This is a genomic window from Actinoplanes sp. NPDC049599 (assembly GCF_044465625.1).
Classification (GTDB): Bacteria; Actinomycetota; Actinomycetes; order Mycobacteriales; family Micromonosporaceae; genus Actinoplanes.
This window is the reverse complement of sequence record NZ_JBITLX010000045.1, coordinates 20,179-40,665: the sequence shown is the minus strand read 5'-3', so window position 1 is coordinate 40,665 and position 20,487 is coordinate 20,179. Positions and strand designations below refer to the sequence as shown.

General features: G+C 69.0%; 15 protein-coding genes and 1 pseudogene. 11 read left to right on the top strand and 5 right to left on the bottom strand.

Annotation, left to right across the window (positions count from 1 at the left end):
- Window positions 1–322: 322 nt before the first annotated feature.
- The 5 genes from purS (at window position 323) to ACIBQZ_RS41170 (ending at window position 5,422) form a co-directional block, all read left to right on the top strand.
- Entirely contained in the window at window positions 323–589 is a 267-nt protein-coding gene (gene purS / locus ACIBQZ_RS41190; protein WP_396094396.1) for a phosphoribosylformylglycinamidine synthase subunit PurS, read from the top strand.
- Window positions 586–1,299 carry a phosphoribosylformylglycinamidine synthase subunit PurQ gene (purQ, locus tag ACIBQZ_RS41185; protein ID WP_396094395.1) on the top strand — a complete coding sequence of 238 codons (714 nt, stop codon included), beginning with the start codon at window positions 586–588 and terminating at the stop codon, window positions 1,297–1,299. Before purS ends, purQ begins: the two co-directional genes overlap by 4 nt.
- A complete protein-coding gene (purL, locus tag ACIBQZ_RS41180; protein WP_396094394.1) occupies window positions 1,296–4,034 on the top strand; it encodes a phosphoribosylformylglycinamidine synthase subunit PurL in 2,739 nt (912 codons plus the stop codon). The genes purQ and purL overlap by 4 nt, the downstream gene beginning before the upstream one ends.
- 70 nt (window positions 4,035–4,104) lie before the next feature.
- Complete coding sequence (locus tag ACIBQZ_RS41175; protein WP_396094393.1) at window positions 4,105–4,695, top strand: HAD family hydrolase; 591 nt, start codon at window positions 4,105–4,107, stop codon at window positions 4,693–4,695.
- Between the two features lie 358 nt (window positions 4,696–5,053).
- Window positions 5,054–5,422 carry a peptidase inhibitor family I36 protein gene (locus ACIBQZ_RS41170; protein ID WP_396094392.1) on the top strand — a complete coding sequence of 123 codons (369 nt, stop codon included), beginning with the start codon at window positions 5,054–5,056 and terminating at the stop codon, window positions 5,420–5,422.
- Between the two features lie 237 nt (window positions 5,423–5,659).
- Here the strand turns inward: ACIBQZ_RS41170 and ACIBQZ_RS41165 are convergent.
- The 3 genes and pseudogenes from ACIBQZ_RS41165 to ACIBQZ_RS41155 all read right to left on the bottom strand — a co-directional run bounded on the left by ACIBQZ_RS41165 (window position 5,660) and on the right by ACIBQZ_RS41155 (window position 10,715).
- Window positions 5,660–6,755 (bottom strand): annotated as a pseudogene (locus ACIBQZ_RS41165) (IS630 family transposase).
- Between the two features lie 430 nt (window positions 6,756–7,185).
- Entirely contained in the window at window positions 7,186–8,226 is a 1,041-nt protein-coding gene (locus ACIBQZ_RS41160) for an IS630 family transposase (protein ID WP_396094410.1), read from the bottom strand.
- A 488-nt stretch (window positions 8,227–8,714) separates the two neighbouring features.
- Window positions 8,715–10,715, bottom strand: coding sequence for a carboxypeptidase regulatory-like domain-containing protein (locus ACIBQZ_RS41155; protein WP_396094391.1), 2,001 nt, complete (start codon window positions 10,713–10,715; stop codon window positions 8,715–8,717).
- Between the two features lie 301 nt (window positions 10,716–11,016).
- On the opposite strand from ACIBQZ_RS41155, the gene ACIBQZ_RS41150 reads away from it, so the two are divergent.
- From ACIBQZ_RS41150 to amcA, 5 genes are all read left to right on the top strand, one after another.
- On the top strand, window positions 11,017–11,349 hold the full coding sequence (locus ACIBQZ_RS41150) for a sterol carrier family protein (RefSeq protein WP_396094409.1): 333 nt from the start codon (window positions 11,017–11,019) through the stop codon (window positions 11,347–11,349).
- A 78-nt stretch (window positions 11,350–11,427) separates the two neighbouring features.
- The gene (purF, locus tag ACIBQZ_RS41145; protein ID WP_396094390.1) at window positions 11,428–13,038 is read left to right on the top strand and encodes an amidophosphoribosyltransferase; all 1,611 of its coding nucleotides are present in this window, start codon (window positions 11,428–11,430) and stop codon (window positions 13,036–13,038) included.
- A gap of 102 nt (window positions 13,039–13,140) precedes the next feature.
- On the top strand, window positions 13,141–14,289 hold the full coding sequence (gene purM / locus ACIBQZ_RS41140; protein ID WP_396094389.1) for a phosphoribosylformylglycinamidine cyclo-ligase: 1,149 nt from the start codon (window positions 13,141–13,143) through the stop codon (window positions 14,287–14,289).
- Between the two features lie 165 nt (window positions 14,290–14,454).
- Complete coding sequence (gene amcB / locus ACIBQZ_RS41135; RefSeq protein ID WP_396094408.1) at window positions 14,455–15,558, top strand: cyclophane-forming radical SAM peptide maturase AmcB; 1,104 nt, start codon at window positions 14,455–14,457, stop codon at window positions 15,556–15,558.
- A complete protein-coding gene (gene amcA / locus ACIBQZ_RS41130) occupies window positions 15,527–15,751 on the top strand; it encodes a multiple cyclophane-containing RiPP AmcA (RefSeq protein WP_396094388.1) in 225 nt (74 codons plus the stop codon). Before amcB ends, amcA begins: the two co-directional genes overlap by 32 nt.
- Window positions 15,752–15,953: 202 nt before the next feature.
- Here amcA and ACIBQZ_RS41125 read toward each other — a convergent pair whose 3' ends face one another.
- Together ACIBQZ_RS41125 and ACIBQZ_RS41120 are read right to left on the bottom strand one after the other, a co-directional pair.
- Window positions 15,954–16,172 carry a DUF3073 domain-containing protein gene (locus ACIBQZ_RS41125; RefSeq protein WP_396094387.1) on the bottom strand — a complete coding sequence of 73 codons (219 nt, stop codon included), beginning with the start codon at window positions 16,170–16,172 and terminating at the stop codon, window positions 15,954–15,956.
- 215 nt (window positions 16,173–16,387) lie between these two features.
- Window positions 16,388–17,467 carry a Glu/Leu/Phe/Val dehydrogenase gene (locus tag ACIBQZ_RS41120; protein WP_396094386.1) on the bottom strand — a complete coding sequence of 360 codons (1,080 nt, stop codon included), beginning with the start codon at window positions 17,465–17,467 and terminating at the stop codon, window positions 16,388–16,390.
- 477 nt (window positions 17,468–17,944) lie between these two features.
- Here ACIBQZ_RS41120 and ACIBQZ_RS41115 point away from each other — a divergent pair, with 477 nt between their 5' ends.
- Window positions 17,945–20,461: an RICIN domain-containing protein gene (locus tag ACIBQZ_RS41115; RefSeq protein WP_396094385.1), complete on the top strand. Its 2,517-nt coding sequence runs from the start codon at window positions 17,945–17,947 to the stop codon at window positions 20,459–20,461.
- Window positions 20,462–20,487 lie beyond the last annotated feature (26 nt).

Here is a 20,487-nt window from a genome sequence, read left to right as displayed (position 1 = left end):
CCGGGCTCCTTCCGAAGTTCCTGTCGATGGGGGGATGCATCGAAATTGATCTACTGAACGCTAGGGCGGCCCGGGTCCGGGGACAAGACTCCAATTGACACCTATCACCGTGTGATGGCATCCGCTGCGCACGGTGATCCACCGACACCTCTGGGTGATCTTCTGGTGGCCGAGATCACGGTCGAGATCCGCTGCTCAGCGGCCTTGACGTCGGCCTGCCGACACCAGCCGATGGCTCGATCGCGGGTGGTACAAGGTAGGCTTTGCCCGCTCGCCCCTTAGAGGGCCACCCAACTGCGCACCTACACAGTCAGGAGTGCCCGTGGCTCGCGTCGTCGTCGACGTCATGCTCAAGCCGGAGATCCTCGATCCGCAGGGCCAGGCAGTCGCCAACGCGCTGCCGCGGCTCGGTGTCAGCGACATCTCCTCCGTACGCATCGGGCGCCGGATCGAGATCGAGTTCGACGGTGAACCCGACCTCGACACCGCCCGTGAGATCGCCGACAAGCTGCTCGCCAACCCGGTCATCGAGGACTTCTCGATCCGGGTCGACGAGCCTGCCGGTGACTCCGCTCAGATGAGCGCGTGACCATGCGGATCGGAGTCGTCACGTTCCCGGGTTCGCTCGATGACGGCGATGCGGCCCGGGCCGCGCGGATCGCCGGCGCGGAGGCCGTCCGCCTCTGGCACGGCGACCCGGACCTGCACGGCGTTGACGCCGTGGTGCTGCCCGGCGGCTTCTCCTACGGTGACGCCCTGCGCTGCGGGGCGATCGCCCGGTTCGCCCCGGTGATGGAGACCATCGCCGACGCGGCCCGCGGCGGCCTGCCGGTGCTCGGCATCTGCAACGGCTTCCAGATCCTCTGCGAGGCCCACCTGCTGCCCGGTGCGCTCACCCGCAACCAGCACCTGCACTTCCGCAACCGCGACCAGCACCTGCGGATCGCCAGCGCCGCGACGGCCTGGACGAACGGCTTCACCGAGGGGCAGGAGATCCTGATCCCGGTGAAGAACGGTGAGGGCTGCTTCGTCGCCGACGAGCGCACCCTGGACGAGCTCGAGGCCGAGGGCCGGGTCGTTGCCCGCTACACGCGCGGCAACCCGAACGGCTCCCAGCGCGACATCGCCGCCATCACCAACGCGGCCGGCAACGTGGTCGGCATCATGCCGCACCCGGAACACGCGGTGGAGGCGCTGACCGGTCCGTCGCTCGACGGCCTCGGCTTCTTCACCTCAGCCCTGCGGCACCTGGCCGGGTCGGCCGCGGGCGGGCAGCTCACAGGGGGAGCCCAGCGATGACCACCCAGCAAACGGCTACCGACGGCGCGGGGTCGCCGCCGGGAGCGCCGAACCAGTCACCGGCCGCGGCCGGCCAGGTCGCCAAGCCGACCGGCTTCGCCGCCACCGACGTGCTGATCAACCAGTTCGACGGCGGCCCGGACACGGTCGAGCGCGCGCTGAACACCGGCGACGAGCTCCAGCCGCACACCGAGCTGGGCCTCAAGGACGACGAGTACGACCGGATCCGGCAGATCCTCGGCCGCCGTCCCACCGCCTCCGAGCTGGCAATGTACTCGATCATGTGGAGCGAGCACTGCTCCTACAAGTCGAGCAAGGTGCACCTGCGCCAGTTCGGCGAGAAGGCCCCGAAGAACACCCGGATGCTGGCGGGCATCGGGGAGAACGCGGGCGTCGTGCAGATCTCCGACGAGATCGCCGTCACCTTCAAGGTCGAGTCGCACAACCACCCGAGCTTCGTGGAGCCCTACCAGGGCGCGGCCACCGGCGTCGGCGGCATCGTCCGCGACATCCTGGCGATGGGCGCCCGCCCGATCGCGGTCATGGACCCGCTGCGCTTCGGCGCCGCGGACCACCCGGACACCGCGCGCGTGCTGCCCGGCGTCGTGGCCGGCATCGGCGGGTACGGCAACTGCCTGGGTCTGCCCAACATCGGCGGCGAGATCGTCTTCGACCCGTGTTACCAGGGCAACCCGCTGATCAACGCGCTGAGCATCGGCGTCATGCCGGTCGAGCGCCTGCAGAAGAAGGAAGCGGCCGGCGTCGGCAACGTCGTCGTGCTGCTGGGCGCCCGCACCGGCCGGGACGGCATCGGCGGCGTCTCCGTGCTCGCCTCGGCGACCTTCGACGAGGGCGCCGAGCAGCGCCGCCCGTCGGTGCAGGTCGGCGACCCGTTCATGGAGAAGCTGCTGATCGAGAGCTGCCTCGAGCTGTACGACGCGGGCCTGGTCGTCGGCATCCAGGACCTCGGCGGCGCGGGCCTGACCTGCGCGCTCACCGAGACCGCCGCGGCGGCCGGCACCGGCATGCGGGTCTACCTGGAGCGGGTGCCGCTGCGCGAGGCCTCGATGTCGCCCACCGAGATCCTGGCCAGCGAGTCGCAGGAGCGGATGCTGCTGATCGTCGCGCCGGAGAAGCTCGACGAGGTGCTCAAGGTCGCCGAGAAGTGGGGCGTCTGGGCCACCGACATCGGCGAGGTCACCCCCAGCGAGACCGACGGCCAGCCCGGCCGCCTGGTGATCAGCTGGAACGACCACATCGTGGTGGACGTGCCGCCCGGCTCGCTCGCCGACGACGGCCCGGTCTACGCCCGGCCGATCCGGGAGCCCGCCGACCTGATCCTGCTGCAGGCCGACCGCGCGGAGACGCTGCCGCGTCCGTCCACGCCGGACGAGCTGCGCGAGACGGTGCTGCGCATGATCGCGTCGCCGAACCTGTGCGACAAGAGCTGGGTCACCGAGCAGTACGACCGGTACGTGCTCGGCAACACCGTGCTCGCCCAGCCCGAGGACGCCGGCGTGCTGCGCATCGACGAGCGCACCGGGCTCGGCGTGGCGCTGTCCGTCGACGGCAACGGCCGGTACGCGAGGCTCGACCCGTACGAGGGTGCGCGGCTGGCGCTGGCCGAGTCCTACCGCAACGTCGCCGTCACCGGCGCGGAGCCGATCGCGGTCACCGACTGCCTGAACTTCGGTTCCCCCGAGGACCCGGCCGTCATGTGGCAGTTCGCCGAGGCGGTCCGTGGCCTGGCGGACGGCTGCCAGCAGCTCGGCATTCCGGTCACCGGCGGCAACGTCAGCTTCTACAACCAGACCGGCGCCGCGGCTATCCACCCCACCCCGGTGGTCGGTGTGCTCGGCATCTTCGCTGACGTGGCTCGCCGCGTACCGATGGGCTTCCCGCCGCCGCCGACCGCGGAGGGCGACCTGCTCTTCCTGCTCGGCGACACCCGGTGCGAGCTGTCCGGCTCGGAGTGGGCCTGGGTCACCCACGCCCACCTGGGCGGCCGTCCGCCGAAGGTGGACCTGGCGCACGAGATGGCGCTGGGCCGGCTGATGGCGCAGGCGGCGGAGCGCGAGCACGTCGTCGCGGCGCACGACCTCTCCGACGGCGGTCTCGCCCAGGTGCTGGTCGAGTCCTGCCTGCGGCGCAACGTCGGCGCGCGGATCATGCTGCCGGAGCACGAGGCGGCCACCACGCCGTTCGTGTGGCTGTTCAGCGAGTCGGCCGGGCGCGCGCTGGTCGCGGTGCCGCGCGGGCACGACAAGGCGTTCATGGCGCTGGCCGCGGAGCACCGCATCTCCTGCGTGCAGATCGGTGTCACCTCGGAGGAGCCGGTCCTCGACATCCACAACGAGTTCACCATCGGGCTGGACGAGCTGCGGACGGCCTTCACGGCCACGATGCGCAACCTCTTCGGCGGGCCGGCCGAGGGCGTCACCCGCCTGGCCGCCGTCGTGGGCACCGAGCCGGCGGAGCCGGACGACAACGCGGGCGCGGCCCGGTCGGTGACGCTGGAGATCAGCGAACCGACCGTCGAGCACCACGAGACGGCGTCCGGTCCGGCCGACGAGGTCGCGGGTCTGCCGACCCGTGCCGAGGAGCACCCGACCGATCCGGCCGATCCGGCGGACCCGGCGGACCCGGCTGATCCGGCTGATCCGGCGGATCCGGCGGATCCGGCCGACCCCGCGGATCCGGCTGATCCGGCGGACGAGCCGGAGTCCAAGGCCTGACAGAGTCAGCACAGCGCGCCACGGCTGGGCACCCGCCCGGACGTGGCGCGCTGCTCTATATCCTGCTGCGGTGCTGCTACCCCTGCCGGCCGGCGAGTTCCGGGCCTACCTGTTCGACTGCGACGGGACCATCGCGGACTCCATGCCCGTGCACCACGTCGCCTGGCAGCAGGCGCTGAAGGAGTGGGGCGGGGTGCTGCCCGAGGACCTCTTCTACGCCTGGGGCGGCCGGCCCGTCGCCGACATCATCGCCGACCTGAACGAGCAGCAGGGCCTGACCATGCCGGTGGCGGCCGTCGCCGCCCGCCGGGAAGTGCTCTTCCAGGAGCTCCTGCCGACGGTCAGCGCGGTGCCCGGGGTGCTCCAGCACATCGAGGACGCGCACCGGCGGATCCCGTTCGCGGTGGTGTCCGGCAGCACCCGGGAGTCGGTCACCGCCTCGCTCGGGACGCTGGGCCTGCTGGAGAAGTTCGAGGTGCTGGTCTGCGCCGGCGACTACACCCGGCCCAAGCCCGATCCGGAGGCCTTCCTGCTGGCCGCGGAGCTGCTCGGGGTGGCGCCCCGGTCCTGCCTGGTCTTCGAGGACACCGAGCTGGGCATCCAGGCGGCGACCGCGGCCGGCATGGCTGCCGTCCGGGTGCCGCCGCCCTGGGAGCGGTAGCCGTCTGGGCAGCACGGCTGGCTTGGGAACGTCAGTGGACGATGGGTGTGGCCTGCGTCGTACCCGGCCGGGTTGTCCAGGCCGTTATCTCTGGCCTGCCACGCCGGGCACACTGCGCTATTGGCTTGGATATGCCCCGCCCGATCAGCCCTGCCCGGTGTTCACAGCGTGGCGGATCGGGAAGGTCGTCGCCACCGCGCTGGTCATCCTCCACATCGAGCACAACCGCACTACATGACCTTCAGTAGTCAGTTTCTTGCTCGGACAAACCCACTCAACTTCGAAGAGCCCCGATATCGACATGTTAGTCACTGCTTGATAGCGTGTTGTAGATCATCGATCTATCACGGAGGTTTACTTGAAGAAGCTCTCACCGCGGATCGCCACGGCGGCCGTTGGAACGATCGCCGGGCTGATCGCGACGATTGCGATCAGCTCTCCCGCGCAGGCCGCCAGGAGCGCGTGCGAAGGAGGTAATCATCTCGGTGAGATGTGCATGTGGGACAACACAAATTACTCGGGACCTCTTCGCAACTATCTGACAACGGGCAGCTTTGACGACCGGTGCCGGGACACGCCTACGAGGAAGTCATATTACAATAACAGTGTAGTTCTTTTTAGGCTCTACAACGGTGCTGGCTGTACTGGAAATTTCAAGTCCGCTGGCGGTGGAAATTTCTCTTCGAATTTTACGGTCAAAAGCTATAAAATGGTAGGTATTGGTTGAGCACATCGCCGTCGGCCAAGTGCATCGAAACCAGGCTTTGAACCTAGGTCGATATTTCGAATAATACGTGACCCGATGCAAGGATCGAAGCCGACCCCCGTCTCGTAGGCGGGGGTCGGCTTTTCGATTCAATGCGTGATCTATATCTCGTCGAATGGCCGGGGCAATGTACACTCGAGGTCTGGACAGGCTCTTCGCTTGTGATATCTGCTCTAGTGCTTCGTGATCCTGATCGATTTACTTCGAGTTGTTCGCGACGAGTTTCTTGATGTTGAGCTGGGTAAGTCGGACCTTGGCCAAAATGTCGTCGGCGGTCGCGGTCCACTGAAACGGTCGCGGATCGGTGTTCCAGGAGGCGATGTAGGCGCGGATGGTTCGCACGAGGACCTGCACGGATGCGAAGGTGCCGCGGCGGATGGCCTGGCGGGTGATGATGCCGAACCAGGTCTCGATCTGGTTCAGCCAGCTGGATCCGGTTGGGGTGAAGTGGAAGTGGACGTTCGGGTGGGCGTCCAGCCAGGCATGGACGTCCGGGGTGGTGTGGGTGGACAGGTTGTCCAGCACCACATGGATCTCGCGACCGGCGGCGGGGCGACGGCTTTCTTCAGGAAGGCCAGGAACGCGGCGCCGTTGCGGGTGGGCACGCAGTCGCCGATCACCTCGCCGGTGTTCACGTTCAAGGCCGCGAACAGGTTGGTGGTGCCGTGCCTGACGTAGTCGTGGGTGCGCTGCTCGGACCGGTCGAACTCGATCGGCAGCAGCGGCTGGGTCCGGTCCAGGGCTTGGGTTTGGGTCTTCTCGTCCAGGCTGAGCACGACCGCCCCGCCGGGCGGGGCCAGGTAGAGGCCGACGATGTCGGCTACCTTGTCGGCGAACTGCGGGTCCTTGCTGAGTTTGAAGGTGCCCTGCCGGTGCGGTTTGAGGCCGTGTTCACGCCACAGGTTCGCGATCCAGTGATGCGAGACCGGCGTCTTGGTGGTGCGGGTGATGTAGTCGGCCATCGTCCGGGGGTGGACCAGTGCGACAGCCCGGTCTCGGCCGGCGGTGTCGTGCGGGTCAGGGCCAAGGCCCGCGACCGGACGTCCGCGGGCACCTGCTCACGCGGCCCACCAGGCTGCGCAGCGAGCAGGCCGACGGCACCGTCGGCGCGGTAGCGGGCCAGCCACAGGTCCACCGTCGGCCGGGACACCCCGGCCAGCGCGGCGATGTCCTTCTTAATCCGGCCCTCGGCATGCCACAACACGATCCGCGCCCGCGTCCCGACCGCCGCTGACACCTCCGTGCTCGTGGTCAGAGCACGCAGCTCAGCACGCTGGTCCGCCGTCAAATCCATCCGAACAGCGAACCACAACAGCATCACGATGGACTAGACATCCAGCATTAACGTGACGCGCAATTTTCTGCGTCTGACATGAGACGCCCTTAATAGCCGGCGTGTGTGAAAGGCAGTGATCGTTATCAGACCGCTGCCACGCTGCCAGATCGGACTCGCGCCGGCCACATGTGCGTCTGAACGCACCGACTCGGCCTGCCCTCGCCACGCCGCCCTACGTTGGCTTGGTGCCCCTTGCCAGTAGCCGCCGCTTAAGTGGGAGCTTGCGCGGCTGTGAGACAACGTGCGCAGTTCGGGTCGCCGTCGGGGCAGAAGTTGCTGGGGTCGGTGCCGGCGGTGGCGGGGTTCAGTTCCCGGCTGAGGATCCGGGATGTCGGCTCTTCGATTTGGGGTTCTCGGCTGGTCGATGCCGAAGCAGCGGCCCGGTTCTCTAAGCCCCTGCTCGCAACTCCTCCCCGTAACCCTCGGGTAGCCAGGGTGAGGTCCAGGGGGCCGCGGTGGTGAGGTTCTGGGCGTCGGTGCGGTGTTGGAAGAAGGTGTGGGCTTGGTGGACCCGGTCGGTGATGGTGGCGGGTGCGCTGTTGGCGAGGTGGCGTTTGAGTACGGCCCAGATCCGTTCGGTGGGATTGTCCTGAGGGCTGTATTTAGCCCCTTCGATGACCTGAATGCGGGGGTGTTCGGCGAGCCAGCGTTTGGTGATGCCGCTGTGGTGGGTGCTGCCGTTGTCCGTGATGACCGTGATGACCGGGGCGGTCGGGTAGGCGTCGAGTAGTTGCTGCAGGAAGTAGCAGAACACGACGGAGACGTTCTTGACGGAGACGTGGTGGTGCCAGGCTCCGGTGAGCAGGTTGACCGCGCCGTGCATGGTGCGGCGCACGTTGGTGCCGGGGGTCAGGACCCGGTGGCGCAGGCCGGTGGGCATCCAGCAGGAACGGACTCGGGCGAGCAGGTCGAGGTGGGTTTCGTCTTCGGCCAGCACGACGGAGCCGGCGGGCAGGGCGGTGATCCGGTCGCGGATGTCGGCGCAGATGGTGTCGCGGTTGGGGTCGCTTTTGGCGATCAGCCGGGGCCGGGCCCAGCGGGCTTGCTCTTTGATGCGGCGGCGCATCGTGGACATGCTCAGTTTGGGGTGGCCGAGGGCTTTCCAGATACGTGCTGTGGTCCAGGATTTCGGGGTCTGCAGCAGGGCGTGGATGCGTTCGCCGAGGCTAGGGCTGCCTTTGCGGGGTCGGCCGGGGCGGGGCCGGTCGGGTAGCCCGGCCAGGCCTTCGCTGTGGTGGCGGGTGATCCAGGCCCGAACGGTTTTCGGGTCGTAGTGCAGTAGGTCGGCGATCTCGCTGGCGGACATACCGGCGGCGGACAGCACCACCATCATGATCCGGGTGGCGTTGCGCCAGGGTCCGTGCAGGGCGGTAATCAGTTCGGTGTGTTGATCGGCGGACATGCTGGCGTAGACGTGCGCGGGACGCATACTGGCGGTGTCCTCGTCGTGGATCGAGTCTTGTGTGGAAACCTGATCCGAACCCACGACGGGGTCTTTACGTTGGTATGTCCCTCCCGCAGAGCGTGTTCGGGGACACCCCGTCACCAGTTACGTACCGAACTTCTACCTACGTGCTTAGCAGCGGCCCGGTTCTCCGGACAAGCATCGGTGATGTTGAAGAGCTCAACGGCATGGTGGAAGGCCATCGTCTCTGCAACTGGCCAAGGACACGGCCGTCATAGCACGCGCCTAAGTGATCAACCAGCTCAAGGAGCCGTGGTCAATGTTGACCAGACTGGCGTGGCCGGCGCGGCCCGGCGTGGTCGCTCGGTGTGGCCGTCCCGGGTGAGTTGCGTCGGCGGAGTGGGCCGTCGGCGGCTGTTTGGGCTGCGGTCCCGCGTCGGGTGGTCTCGGATACGCGGAAGGCCGGCCCGGGACGCCGGGCCGGCCTTTGTCACGCTGTGTGGTGCGGTGGTTCAGTCGTCCATCCAGTCGATCGGTCGGCGCTGCGCCGGGTGGACGCCCTCCGGCTGCTGCTGGCGGGGCTGGCCGCCGTGGCGACCGCCCTGCTGCTCGGGCCCGCCGTAGTAACCCGTCTGGTCCGCGCCGCCCTGGTAGCCGCCCTGGTCGGGGTAGCCACCCTGCGGCGGCTGCTGGCCCCGACCCGCGCCCGGCTGGTCGTAGCCGTCCGGCCGGCCGTACGTCGCCCGGGGGTCGTATCCCGCCTGGTCGTCGTATCCGCCGCCGGCAGGAGCGCCGTAGGTGCCGGCCGGTGCGCCGCCGTATGCGGGAGCCGCGCCGTAGGTGCCGCCACCCTGGGCGCCGCCGTAGGGGCCACCACCGGCGGGCGGGCCGTAGCCGTTGCCGCTGTCGATGCCGCCGCCCGCGCCGTCCCAGCCGCCGCCGTAGCCGGCCTGGTCGGCGGGCTCAGCCGCGGCACCGTAGGCGCCACCCTGGTAGCCGCCGCCCTGGTACGGCGCCGCGTGACCCGGGGCCGCGTAGTCCTCGCCACCCTGGGCGTAGCCGCCGTAGGCCGGCTGCTCGCCGTAACCGGCCTGCTCGACGTAACCGGCTTCCTGCGGGTAGCCGCCGTTGGGCTCCGGCCGGTACATGCCGGTCGGCTCGTCGTAGCGCTGCTGCGGCGGCTCGTAGCCACCCTGCGGGGCGCCGTAGCCGGGCTGGCCGTAGCCGTCCTGCTCGCCGTAGCCCGCGGGCTGGGCTGGGCCGTAGCCGTTGCCGGCGTAGCCGTGATCGTCCTGGTCCGGGTAGTCACCCTGCTGCGCCGGCGCCGGGGCACCGCCGTACTGGTTGGCGGCGCCGTAGGCACCCGCAGCACCCGCTGCTCCGGCCGCACCTGCCGTGCCCCAGCCGCCGGGGGCGTTGTAGCCGCCGCCCGGGGGGATCGGGGCGCCGTACGGGTCCGGGAACTCGTCGACTGCGGGGGCCGCCTGGTGGATCATCGTCGGGGCGTCGGCCATGGACGGTGCGCCCGAGCGGGGCGCGATCATCGTGGCGTCGCTGGCCCGGCCGCCGACCGGTGCGGCCAACCGGGTCTGGTCGACGCCGCCGCCGCCGTACCGTCCGGCCGAGGCCGGGATCGCGCCGCCGGCGGGCGCCGCGTCGTCCTGCTCGTCCGGGTCCTCGTTGGACTTGCGGCGCATCAGCACCAGCACGATCGCGCCGATGCCGGCCGCCACCAGCAGGATGCCGAGGATGATGAAGAGCATCGAGCCGGAGCCCTCGTCCTCTCCGGACCTCGGCGCCGCGTCGATCACACCGGCGGACTCGTCGGCCGCCGGAGCGGTTTCCTCGTCCGTCGCCTCGTCGGCCGGTTCCGAGCTGACGCTGGGGGAGGGAGAGGGACTGCTCGACGGTGACGCCGCCGTCTTTGACTTCAAGGTCAGCGGCACGTTGATCGACTTGCCGGCCTTCCCCTGCGCGTTCACCGAGGCGATCTCGTAACCGTCCTTGGTTGCACCGACCGCAATGTTGCCCACTGAGATCGGCTTGCTGTCGGACGACGTGAAGGAATAGCCGCCGTCACTGTTGGAGTTTGTCGAGTACTGATGACCCTGGGCATCCTGCAGGCCGACCAGCGCACCGGCGACGGCCTTGCCGTCCTGGTCCTTGACCCGGCCGCTGACCTGGCGCACGGTCTGCGGCTTGTCCGCCCCGCGCACGGTGACTTCCCGGCTGTCGCTGTCGCTCTTGCCGCCCACAGTGGCCGTGACCGTGACCGTGATCTTCTTGGTCTCGCCCGGGGCGACGGCGCCGGCGACGAGCTTGGTCGAGAACTCGCCCGGATCGCCGATCGTGACCTCTTGCTCAGAGGTGCACCCGGGTTCACACCGCATGCCGTTGGCGCTGACCCGGATGGTGACGCTGCTGTTACCGACGCTGGTGTTGGTGATCCGGTAACCGATGGTGGTGGAGCCGCCGGAGGAGATGTCGGCGGGCTGCAGACTGATGACGGACACGTCCGGCTCTTCCGCGGCTAGGGCAGCCGACGGCGCGGCGACGAGAACGCCACCGATCAGTGCCAGGAACGCACCGGCCTGGAGAGCCCTGGCTCGTAGGTGCGTTGTCACGTCCACCGCCTTCCGGGTCGCGCGGTTCCCGGGCTGCCTGAGAAAGTGCCCTAGATCCCGCGACGAGTACACACCGTCGGCCACTATGCCCTGTCGTACCTCTTCCGCGCGACCCAGGGCCGCCGGGTTCTTGTCTCATCCGGGGTCGTATTGTCCCGACGTGTCTCCTGCGCACAATAAATCCGAGTCAGTGGGCGCGGCCCTGGACGCGCTGGATCAAGGCGTCGAACCGGACCGAGCGGTGCTGCGTGACGCTGTGCGAGCGCTGCTGTCCGAGCTCGCGCGGACCGCGCCCGGCCGATCGGTGGAGGTCCGGATTCCACCTTTCGGTGCGATTCAGTGTGTCGCCGGCCCGCGGCACACCCGGGGCACACCGCCCAATGTGGTGGAGACCGATCCGATGACCTGGCTGCTGGTCGCCACGGGGCGGCTGGCCTGGGCCGATGCCGTCGCGTCCGGGCGGGTACGGGCCAGTGGAATACGCACAGATCTCACTCCGTACCTCCCTGTGCACCCGAGTTGAGTGGTCTCTGTCTCGCGTACACTGGGCCGTCGGAACAGACCAGCAAGTCCGAGCAGATCAGCATGAGGGAGCAAGCGCGTGCCCCGAGGCGACGGCCGGTTGACCGACGATCTCGACCCCCAGGACCGCGGACCCCAGGATGCCTGCGGCGTCTTCGGCGTCTGGGCCCCGGAGGAAGAGGTCGCGAAACTCACCTATTTCGGGCTTTTCGCCTTGCAGCACCGGGGTCAGGAAGCGGCGGGCATCGCCGTCAGTGACGGCTCGGGCGTGGTGGTCTACAAGGACCTCGGCCTGGTCTCCCAGGTCTTCGACGAGCCCACCCTGGCGAGCCTGCGCGGGCACCTGGCCATCGGCCACACCCGCTACTCCACCACCGGCGGCTCGAACTGGGAGAACGCCCAGCCGACGATCCGTGCCACCACGGCCGGCACGACGATCGCGCTGGCGCACAACGGCAACCTCGTCAACACCTCGGACCTCGCCCGGGAGGTCGCCGAGCGCGGTCTCGAGGCCGACATGGGCACCTCCGACACCGCCCTGGTGACCACCCTGCTGGCCAGCCGCCCGGACCTGTCGGTCGAGGCCGCGGCCCTGGAGGTGCTCCCGCGGCTGCGGGGCGCGTTCAGCTTCGTCTTCATGGACGAGAGCACCCTGTACGCGGCCCGCGACGCCCAGGGCGTGCGCCCGCTGGTGCTCGGCCGGATGGAGCGCGGCTGGGCCGTGGCCAGCGAGACCGCCGCCCTGGACATCGTCGGCGCCAGCTTCGTCCGCGAGGTCGAGCCCGGCGAGATCATCGCGATCGACGAGCACGGCCTGCGGTCCACCAGGTTCGCGGCGCCGGAGCCCAAAGGCTGCCTCTTCGAGTACGTCTACCTGGCCCGTCCGGACACCACGATCGCCGGCCGCAACATCTACTCGGCGCGCGTCGAGGTGGGCCGCAAGCTCGCCAAGGAGCATCCGGTCGAGGCCGACCTGGTGATCGGCGTGCCGGAATCCGGCATTCCGGCCGCGATCGGCTACGCGGAGGCCTCCGGCATCCCCTACAGCGCCGGCTTCATGAAGAACGCCTACGTCGGCCGCACCTTCATCCAGCCCTCGCAGACCATCCGCCAGCTCGGCATCCGGCTGAAGCTCAACCCGCTGCGCGAGGTGGTCCGCGGCAAGCGGATCGTCGTGATCGACGACTCGATCGTGCGCGGCAACACCCAGCGCGCCCAGATCCGGATGCTGCGTGAGGCCGGCGCCCTCGAGGTGCACGTCCGGATCTCCTCGCCGCCGGTGAAATGGCCCTGTTTCTACGGCATCGACTTCGCCACCCGCGCCGAGCTGATCGCGAACGGCCTGGAGATCGACGGCATCCGCCGCTCGATCGGCGCCGACTCGCTCGGCTACGTTTCGCTGGACGGCCTGGTACAGGCGACCGAGCAGCCGAAGACGCGGCTCTGCATGGCCTGTTTCGATGGTCAGTATCCGATCGAGTTGCCGGCCGGCCACCTGATCGGCAAGCACGTGCTCGAGGGGGTCGGCAAGCGGGCCACGATGCCGGCCGCCACTCCGCAGGCGGCCAGTGCTGCGGTCGCCGGGCTTGAGCAGGATTATGAGGACGAGCAGTATGCGGAGGGCGAGCGGGAGACCGCGAAGCCTCTGGTGGGCAGCCCGGGTGGCGTCGACGCTCTGCGTCGCCCGTAACCCCGGGCCACCCGCCGGAACCACCAGCACCACCAGAGACGTCGTAGACAGCGGCACCGACAGCTGCAACCGCGCGGGCAGCCGCGCACTAAGGGGAGAACCGTGACGCACGTGTCCGAGCGCAACAGTGCCGGATCCAACGGTGCTGAAGGCGCCGACCAGCCGTGGTCGGCGGGTGCCGGACGGCCCGGCCGTAAGCGCTCGGTGACGTACGCGGACGCGGGCGTCTCGATCCACGCCGGCGACCGCGCGGTCGAGCTGCTGAAGTCGAAGGTCAAGAAGACCACCCGCCCCGAGGTCATGGGTGACCTGGGCGGCTTCGCGGGCCTCTTCAAGCTCAACACGCAGAAGTACAAGAGCCCGATCCTGGCCTCCTCCACGGACGGCGTCGGCACCAAGCTGGTCATCGCCCAGCAGCTCGACATCCACGACACGATCGGCATCGACCTGGTCGCGATGGTCGTCGACGACCTGGTCGCCTGCGGCGCCGAGCCGCTGTTCCTGCTCGACTACATCGCCTGCGGCGAGGTCGTGCCGGACAAGGTCGCGGAGATCGGCGCCGGCATCGCGGACGGCTGCCGGTACGCCGGCTGCGCCCTGCTGGGTGGCGAGACCGCCGAGCACCCGGGCGTGCTGCGCCCGGACGAGTACGACGTCTCGGCGACCGGCGTCGGCGTGGTCGAGGAGAGCGAGATCCTCGGCGCGCACCGGGTCGAGATCGGCGACGCGGTGATCGCGATGCGCTCGTCCGGCCTGCACTCCAACGGCTACTCGCTGGTGCGGCACGTGCTGCTCGGCGCCGGCCGGATGCGCCTGGACACGGTGGTGGAGGACTTCGGCAAACAGCGCACCCTCGGCGAGGAGCTGCTCACCCCGACCAAGATCTACGCGAAGGACTGCCTCGGCCTGATCGAGGAGACGGACGTCCGGGCGTTCTCGCACGTCACCGGTGGCGGCATCCCGGGCAACCTGGTCCGGATCCTGCCGGAGCACGTCGACGCCGTGGTGGACCGCTCGTCCTGGCGCCCGCAGTCGATCTTCGACCTGATCCAGGCCAAGGGCCGGATCGAGGACACGGAGATGGAAGCGACGTTCAACATGGGCGTGGGCATGTTCGCGATCGTCTCGTCCGACGACGCCGACCGGGCGATGGCCTACCTCACCGGTCGCGGTGTCGAGGCCTGGCAGGTCGGCGAGATCATCGAAGGCACCGGCAAGGTGCAGATGATGGGCCAGTACACCCGGGGCTGAGGCAACTCGGCCGCACGCGAGGTAAGCCCGCGCTTGGTATGAAATGATCCGCGTGTGTCGATACGTCGGCACCGCGGATCTTTTTTCGGCCGGAAGGGTGGACGACGCCGCATAGCCTGACGAGGGACGGGGGTGGATTCACCGGTGGCACAGCTGTGGAGCGGGATGCGCGGCATCTCGACGGTTCCCACCTACGTCGTGATGCAGCCCACCACCCTCTGCAACCTCGACTGTTCCTACTGCTACCTCCCGTTCCGCCAGGTCGACCGGCGGATGCCCGTGGAGGTCGCCCGGGCCGTCGCCGCCTCGGTGAACACCTGGTCGCGCACCGGGCGGTTCTCGGTGGTATGGCACGGCGGTGAGCCGCTGGCCGCGGGCCGGGAGCACTTCGCCGCGTTGCTCGCGCCGTTCGCGGCGGAGGTCGAGCATCACGTGCAGACCAACGCCACGCTGATCGACGACGCCTGGTGCGAGTTCTTCGCCGAGCACGGGATCCGGGTCAGCGTGAGCGTGGACGGGCCGGAGGCGCGCAACGGCGACCGGGTCACCCGGGGCGACAAGCCCGCCTACGACCGGATCGTGCGCGGCATCGAAGCGCTACGCCGGCACGGCATCCCGTTCTCCGCGCTGTGCGTGGTGGCCCGCCCCGAGCCGGGCCTCGCCACCGAGATCTACGAGTACTTCCTCGGCCTCGGCTGCGACGTGCTCGGCATCAACATCGAGGAGCTGGAGGGCGTCAACCTGCGGGACAACCGGCATCCGGCCGCGGACGTGACGGCCTTCTGGGCCGAGCTGGTCGGTGCCTGGCGCCGCGACCCCCGCATCCACCTGCGCGAGGTCGAGTGGTCACTGCGGTACGCGGCCGCGGTCCTGGACGGCACCGCCGACACCGTCCTGCCCCGCCGCCTCGACCCGATCCCCACGGTCGCCGAGGACGGCTCGGTCGTGCTGCTCTCGCCCGAGCTGGCCGGCTTCTCCGATCCCCGGTACGGCGACTTCTCCAGCGGTAACGTCCTGACGACCCCGCTGGCGGAGATCCTGGACCGGGCCACCGAGACGCCGTGGATCCGCGAGTTCCTCGACGGCGTCGAGGGTTGCCGCAGCCAGTGCCCGTACTTCGGCTTCTGCGGGGGCGCGCACGCGGCGAACCGCTACTTCGAGCACGGCAGGTTCGACGTCACGGCGACGGAGCACTGCCGGAACAGCAAGATTCGCCTACTGGAGGGAGTGCTGGACCATGCCCGAGATCACGAGCCCACGGCCGTCTGACCGCGTGGAGACGGATCCGGTGACGGCACGGGTGCAGGAGACCCGGTCCGGGCTGGCCGCCCTCATCGAGGAAGCGGAGGAGGCCCGGGCACGCCGCTCGGAGAGCACGGCGAAGGAAGGCTCGGCGGTGTGCGCCTGGAACCACTTCGAGAACATCCCGACGTTCTACAACTGGAACAACCGCCCCCGTTGAGCACGGGACCCGAAGCCCACGCGACCTTCACCGCGTGGGCTTCATCCCCGTCGGAATGACTTCGGAACGACCGCGACACACCGAAGCACGCGGAAAGCCGCGTGCTCTGTGCGATCGAGGGTTATTCAGGACCTACCGTGAGTTGCAGACAGGCCCAGGTCAGCGCCTTGGCCTCCACCGTCCTGAATAATCCTCGCTCGGGTCAGCGCCTCGTAGGCGACCAGGAATCCTGGTCGTCGTCCGCGTCGTCCTCGTCATCGTCGTCGACGAACTGATCATCGTCGTCGACGAACTGATGGTCGGACTTACCACCGGCACCTGCCAGTTCGCGCTGCAAGGCGGTGAGGTCGGTGTTCGGGGAGTGGTACTTCAACTCCCGGGCCACCTTCGTCTGCTTGGCCTTAGCACGGCCGCGCCCCATGGCTCGACCCCCTCGCACAGAATTCGGGGCAGCCCGAAGGCGGGCCCCGATGACGTCAGGCATCTCTCGTGGGTCTTACGGTACATGGACGATGCCGCCTTCGGCACCTCGGGTTGCGTGTACCACCATCGCGCGTCGCCGCTTGTCGCGGACTTGACGCGCGATGGTGGACAAACCGCTCACCGGAGAGGGTTGCTTCCGGCTTTCCCGGCGGGTCAGCTCAGGTAGATGCTCCGGAGCCGGCCGACCTCCGCCATCCGGCGCTCGGCCAGCCGGTCGGCGGCCACCGCCGGCGGCACCCCGTCGTCGGCGGCCAGCCGCAGGATCTGCCCGGTGGTGTCGAAGATCCGGGTCGCCCGCAACTTGGCGCGGTCGAAGTTGAAGCCCTCGATCTCGTCGGCCACCTGGATCACGCCGCCGGCGTTGACCACGTAGTCGGGCGTGTAGAGGATGCCGCGCTCCTCGAGGAGCTTCTCGATGCCCGGGTGGGCGAGCTGGTTGTTGGCGCCGCCGGTGACGACCCGGGCGCGCAGCGCGGTCACGGTGTCATCGTCCAGCGCGCCGCCGAGGGCGCAGGGTGCGTACACGTCGATGTCGCTGGTGATCAGCGCCTGCGTGTCGGCCACCAGGTCGATCTGCGGGTAGGTCGTGCGGGCCCAGCTGAGTGCGATCTCGTTGACGTCGGTGGCGACGACCGCCGCGCCGTCCTCGATCAGGTGGCCCGCCAGATACTTGCCGACCTTGCCGAGCCCGGCGATGCCGACCCGGCGCCCGGCCAGCGTGGGGCTGCCCCAGGTGTGCTCGGCCGCGGCCCGCATGCCCTGGAAGACACCCCAGGCGGTCAGGATGGAGGAGTCGCCGGCGCCGCCGTGCTCAACGCTGCGGCCGGTGACGTAGCGGGTCTCCCGGGCGACGACGTCCATGTCCGGCACGTACGTGCCGACGTCACAGGCGGTGTAGTAGCGGCCGTGCAGGGACTCCACGAAGCGCCCGTACGCGCGGAGCAGGCCCTCGCTCTTGATCTGTGCGGGGTCACCCCAGATGACGGCCTTGCCGCCGCCGAGGTCAAGACCGGCCAGTGCGTTCTTGTACGCCATCCCGCGCGAGAGGTTCAGCACGTCGGTGAGCGCGGCCTCCTCGCTGGCGTACGGGTAGAACCGGGTGCCGCCCAGCGCGGGCCCGAGGGCGGTCGAGTAGATGCCGATGATCGCCTTCAGGCCGGTCTGCCGGTCCTGACAGAAGACGACCTGTTCGTGTCCGGTGGCGTCGTTGCCTTCGGTGTCGAACACACTCATCTGTGGTTCTCCTGGTCGTGACGGGGCCCTCGTGAGGCCTGTGGCCAGCAGGGTGTGCCGGATACCACCGAGCCTAGACCGGAACACCCCGCTCCGGCCCGGATAGGGCGGGCGCCCCGCGCCGGGACGGGGTCGCCCCGTCGATGGATAACTGTTAATGTCCGGCCAACAGCTGCACCGTCATCCCATTCAATGCGAGACGGTGCCAACACGGGGAGCTGCTGATGGACGCTGGATCAGGCTGACCGGCCTTCGGCCGACGCCGACCTTTCTCTTTTGCCGGACGCGCACGCGTGAATAGCTGATGCGCGCCTATCTCTGCTGACTCCGGACGGTCGTTTTCGTGGGCCGCTCCGGCCGTCACCATGCGATCGTTTCGAATACGGGGATGAAGAAATGACGAGCAGGACGCCCATACTCAGACGCTGGCTGCTGGCCGCCTCCTGTGCGGCCGTGGCCATCACGGGTGGAATCGCAGTGCCTTCCGCCGCTGTCGCCGCCCCGCCGATCGTCACCCAGGCGAACGACACGACCATCGACGCGAAGTACGCGGCCGCGGCAGTGCTCGGCTGGGTGCCGCGCGAGGAAGTCACCCTCTCCGACCGGGACTTCGTCAGCGTGCTCTGGGAAAAGGCGTCCGAGCGGCACAACCCCGAGGTGAAGGAGGCGGCCCGGCTGGCGTTCAGCGACGCCACCGACGCCGCGGCCACGTCCGCCCAGTTCATCGAGGTCGGCATCTTCGCGGCGAACGACCGGGACGCGGCGCGCAAGGCCCGCCGGGCGGAGCTGGACACGATCCGGCTGCGGGCGGCCCAGGAGATCAACTGGGTGCCGGCAACCACCGCCGAGCGGTCCACGATGCTGGACCAGACCCTGCAGAACTTCATCCAGGCGCTCTGGCGCAAGGCGGCGACGTGGCCGGAGGTCCAGGCCGCGGCCGAGGCGGTCAGCCCGGCCGAGGTCACCGACGAGCAGCGTCTCGACTTCCTCAGGACCACGCTGTTCGACAAGGCCGAGCTCGACCGGCAGAACGAGATCGCGCAGGGCAACGCCGAGGAGGTGGCCGCCAAGCGGGCCGCGGCGATCCGCTCAGCCAAGGAGAAGGCGGTCGCGGTCGCGCTGCGCCGGTCCGCGACGCCGTTCGAGCTCGACGACCTGGACGACCGGGAACTGGTTCACGAGCTGGCGATCGAGAGCCCGGGCAAGCGGGTCGCGGCGGCCGCCACGGTCGCCTACGCGGACCCGTCTCCCGATGTCTGGCTCGAGTTCTTCTTCTCCGGCGTGCACCTCGCCAACAAGATCGACCTCGACGAACGGGACTTGGCCGAGGCGCGGGCAAACGAGGTCAAGGTGCGCGACATCATGTACGCCGCCGAGGCGGACGGGTACCAGCCCGCCGTGGCGACGGCGGCCAAGAAGGCACTCGAGGGGCCCGCACTGGACCGCACCCTCTTCCTGCTGAGTGGTCACGACACCGCCCGCGAGGCCGACTACATCCGGCCGTCGGCCAACCGCGTCGTGATGATCCAGGCGGCCGGTTACAACGGGTGCATCGCCGAGCCGATCTCGTGGCTCAACCAGTACACCGGCAGCGAGGTCAACGCCCGCGTGGAGCCGTGCAACGAGAACAACATCTCGCAGCGGTGGACCCTCAAGCCGGACGCCACCGCCGGGCGGTACACGCTGCTGAACGAGCACCGGCACGTGTGCCTCTTCCCGCAGATCTCGAAGATCTCGCAGGACGGTGCGCCGATCACCGCTTTCCTGTGCAACGAGAAGGCGAGCAACACCATCTGGGAGCTGCTCGACAGCGGCCAGGGCAACGTGGAAATCCGCAATGTCACCAACAACAAGGTGATCACCGCGGTGGCGGGCAGTACGGCGGGCGCGCTGAACATCGTGCAGAACCCCAACGGACACACGACCGCACAGCAGTGGCGACTGATCGACCCGTCGCGCCAGGCGGCCGTCAGCAGAACACCGACCGGCTCCTTCCGGATCAAGGGCGTGCAGTCCGGTCGCTGCGTCCGTCCGGCCGGCGCGCTCACCACCCCCAAAGCGGGAGCGCTCGGGTCCGGGGCCGACATGGAGCTGCGCGACTGCGGCGCCGGCACCGAGCAGATCTGGGACGTGACCATGCTGTCCGACACCCGGTTCGAGCTGCGTAACCGGGCCTCCCAGTACTGCCTCTGGACCGCCTCGGGCTGGAGCGGTGTGGTCAATATGGCCACCCCGGAACAGGTGACGTGCGGCAACTACTACACGTCGTGGTCGGCCATGTTCCAGAAGTCGACCGGGTTGCACCTGCGGTACACGACCTCGGGCGACTACCTGAGCGCGAAGGGCAACGGCACCGCCAACGGCACCCCATTGATCACCACGGACTACGCGGCCACGACCGATGAGCAGTGGATCCTGGAGCCGGTGTCCGAAGGGGCGATCCCGCCGGCGCCGATCTGGACGTCGTCCGGCAAACCACTCACGAGCTTCTCCGGCACCGCTGTCACCTACCAGCCGCAGTGCACCAGCGCGAAGTGGACGATGTACTTCTCGGCCCCGGCGACGGTTTCCTGGTGGCGAGCTGACGCGGCCAACGCGAAGAAGGGTCTGGTCCGGTCCGATGCGACGTCGCGCAGCCCCGCCGACGCCAAGTTCCAATATTGCGTCCTCGCGGCGCCGACCAGCAGCAAGATGGAAGTGACGCTGAGGAACGTTGCGAAGAACGCCTATGTGCGAGAAGCGACCAATGTCACCCCCTCCGGATTGCTGATTGCCGACCAGGCGACGGCGGCAAGCGCGCAACGTTTCATCCTGCAGGAGCGCGAGTCCGTCCCGGGCGGGTCGGTCAGTTCGGTTATCGAGGTGCTGCAGTCCAAGGCGACGAATAAATACGCGATGGTCGACACGACCGCGACGGGCACGAATGCCAAGGCCGTCCGATTCATGAGCGCCACACCGGCGGCCGCCACCGAGATGCTCAGCGACGACTTCTGACAGCCCAGGGCGGGCGGCGCCAGGCG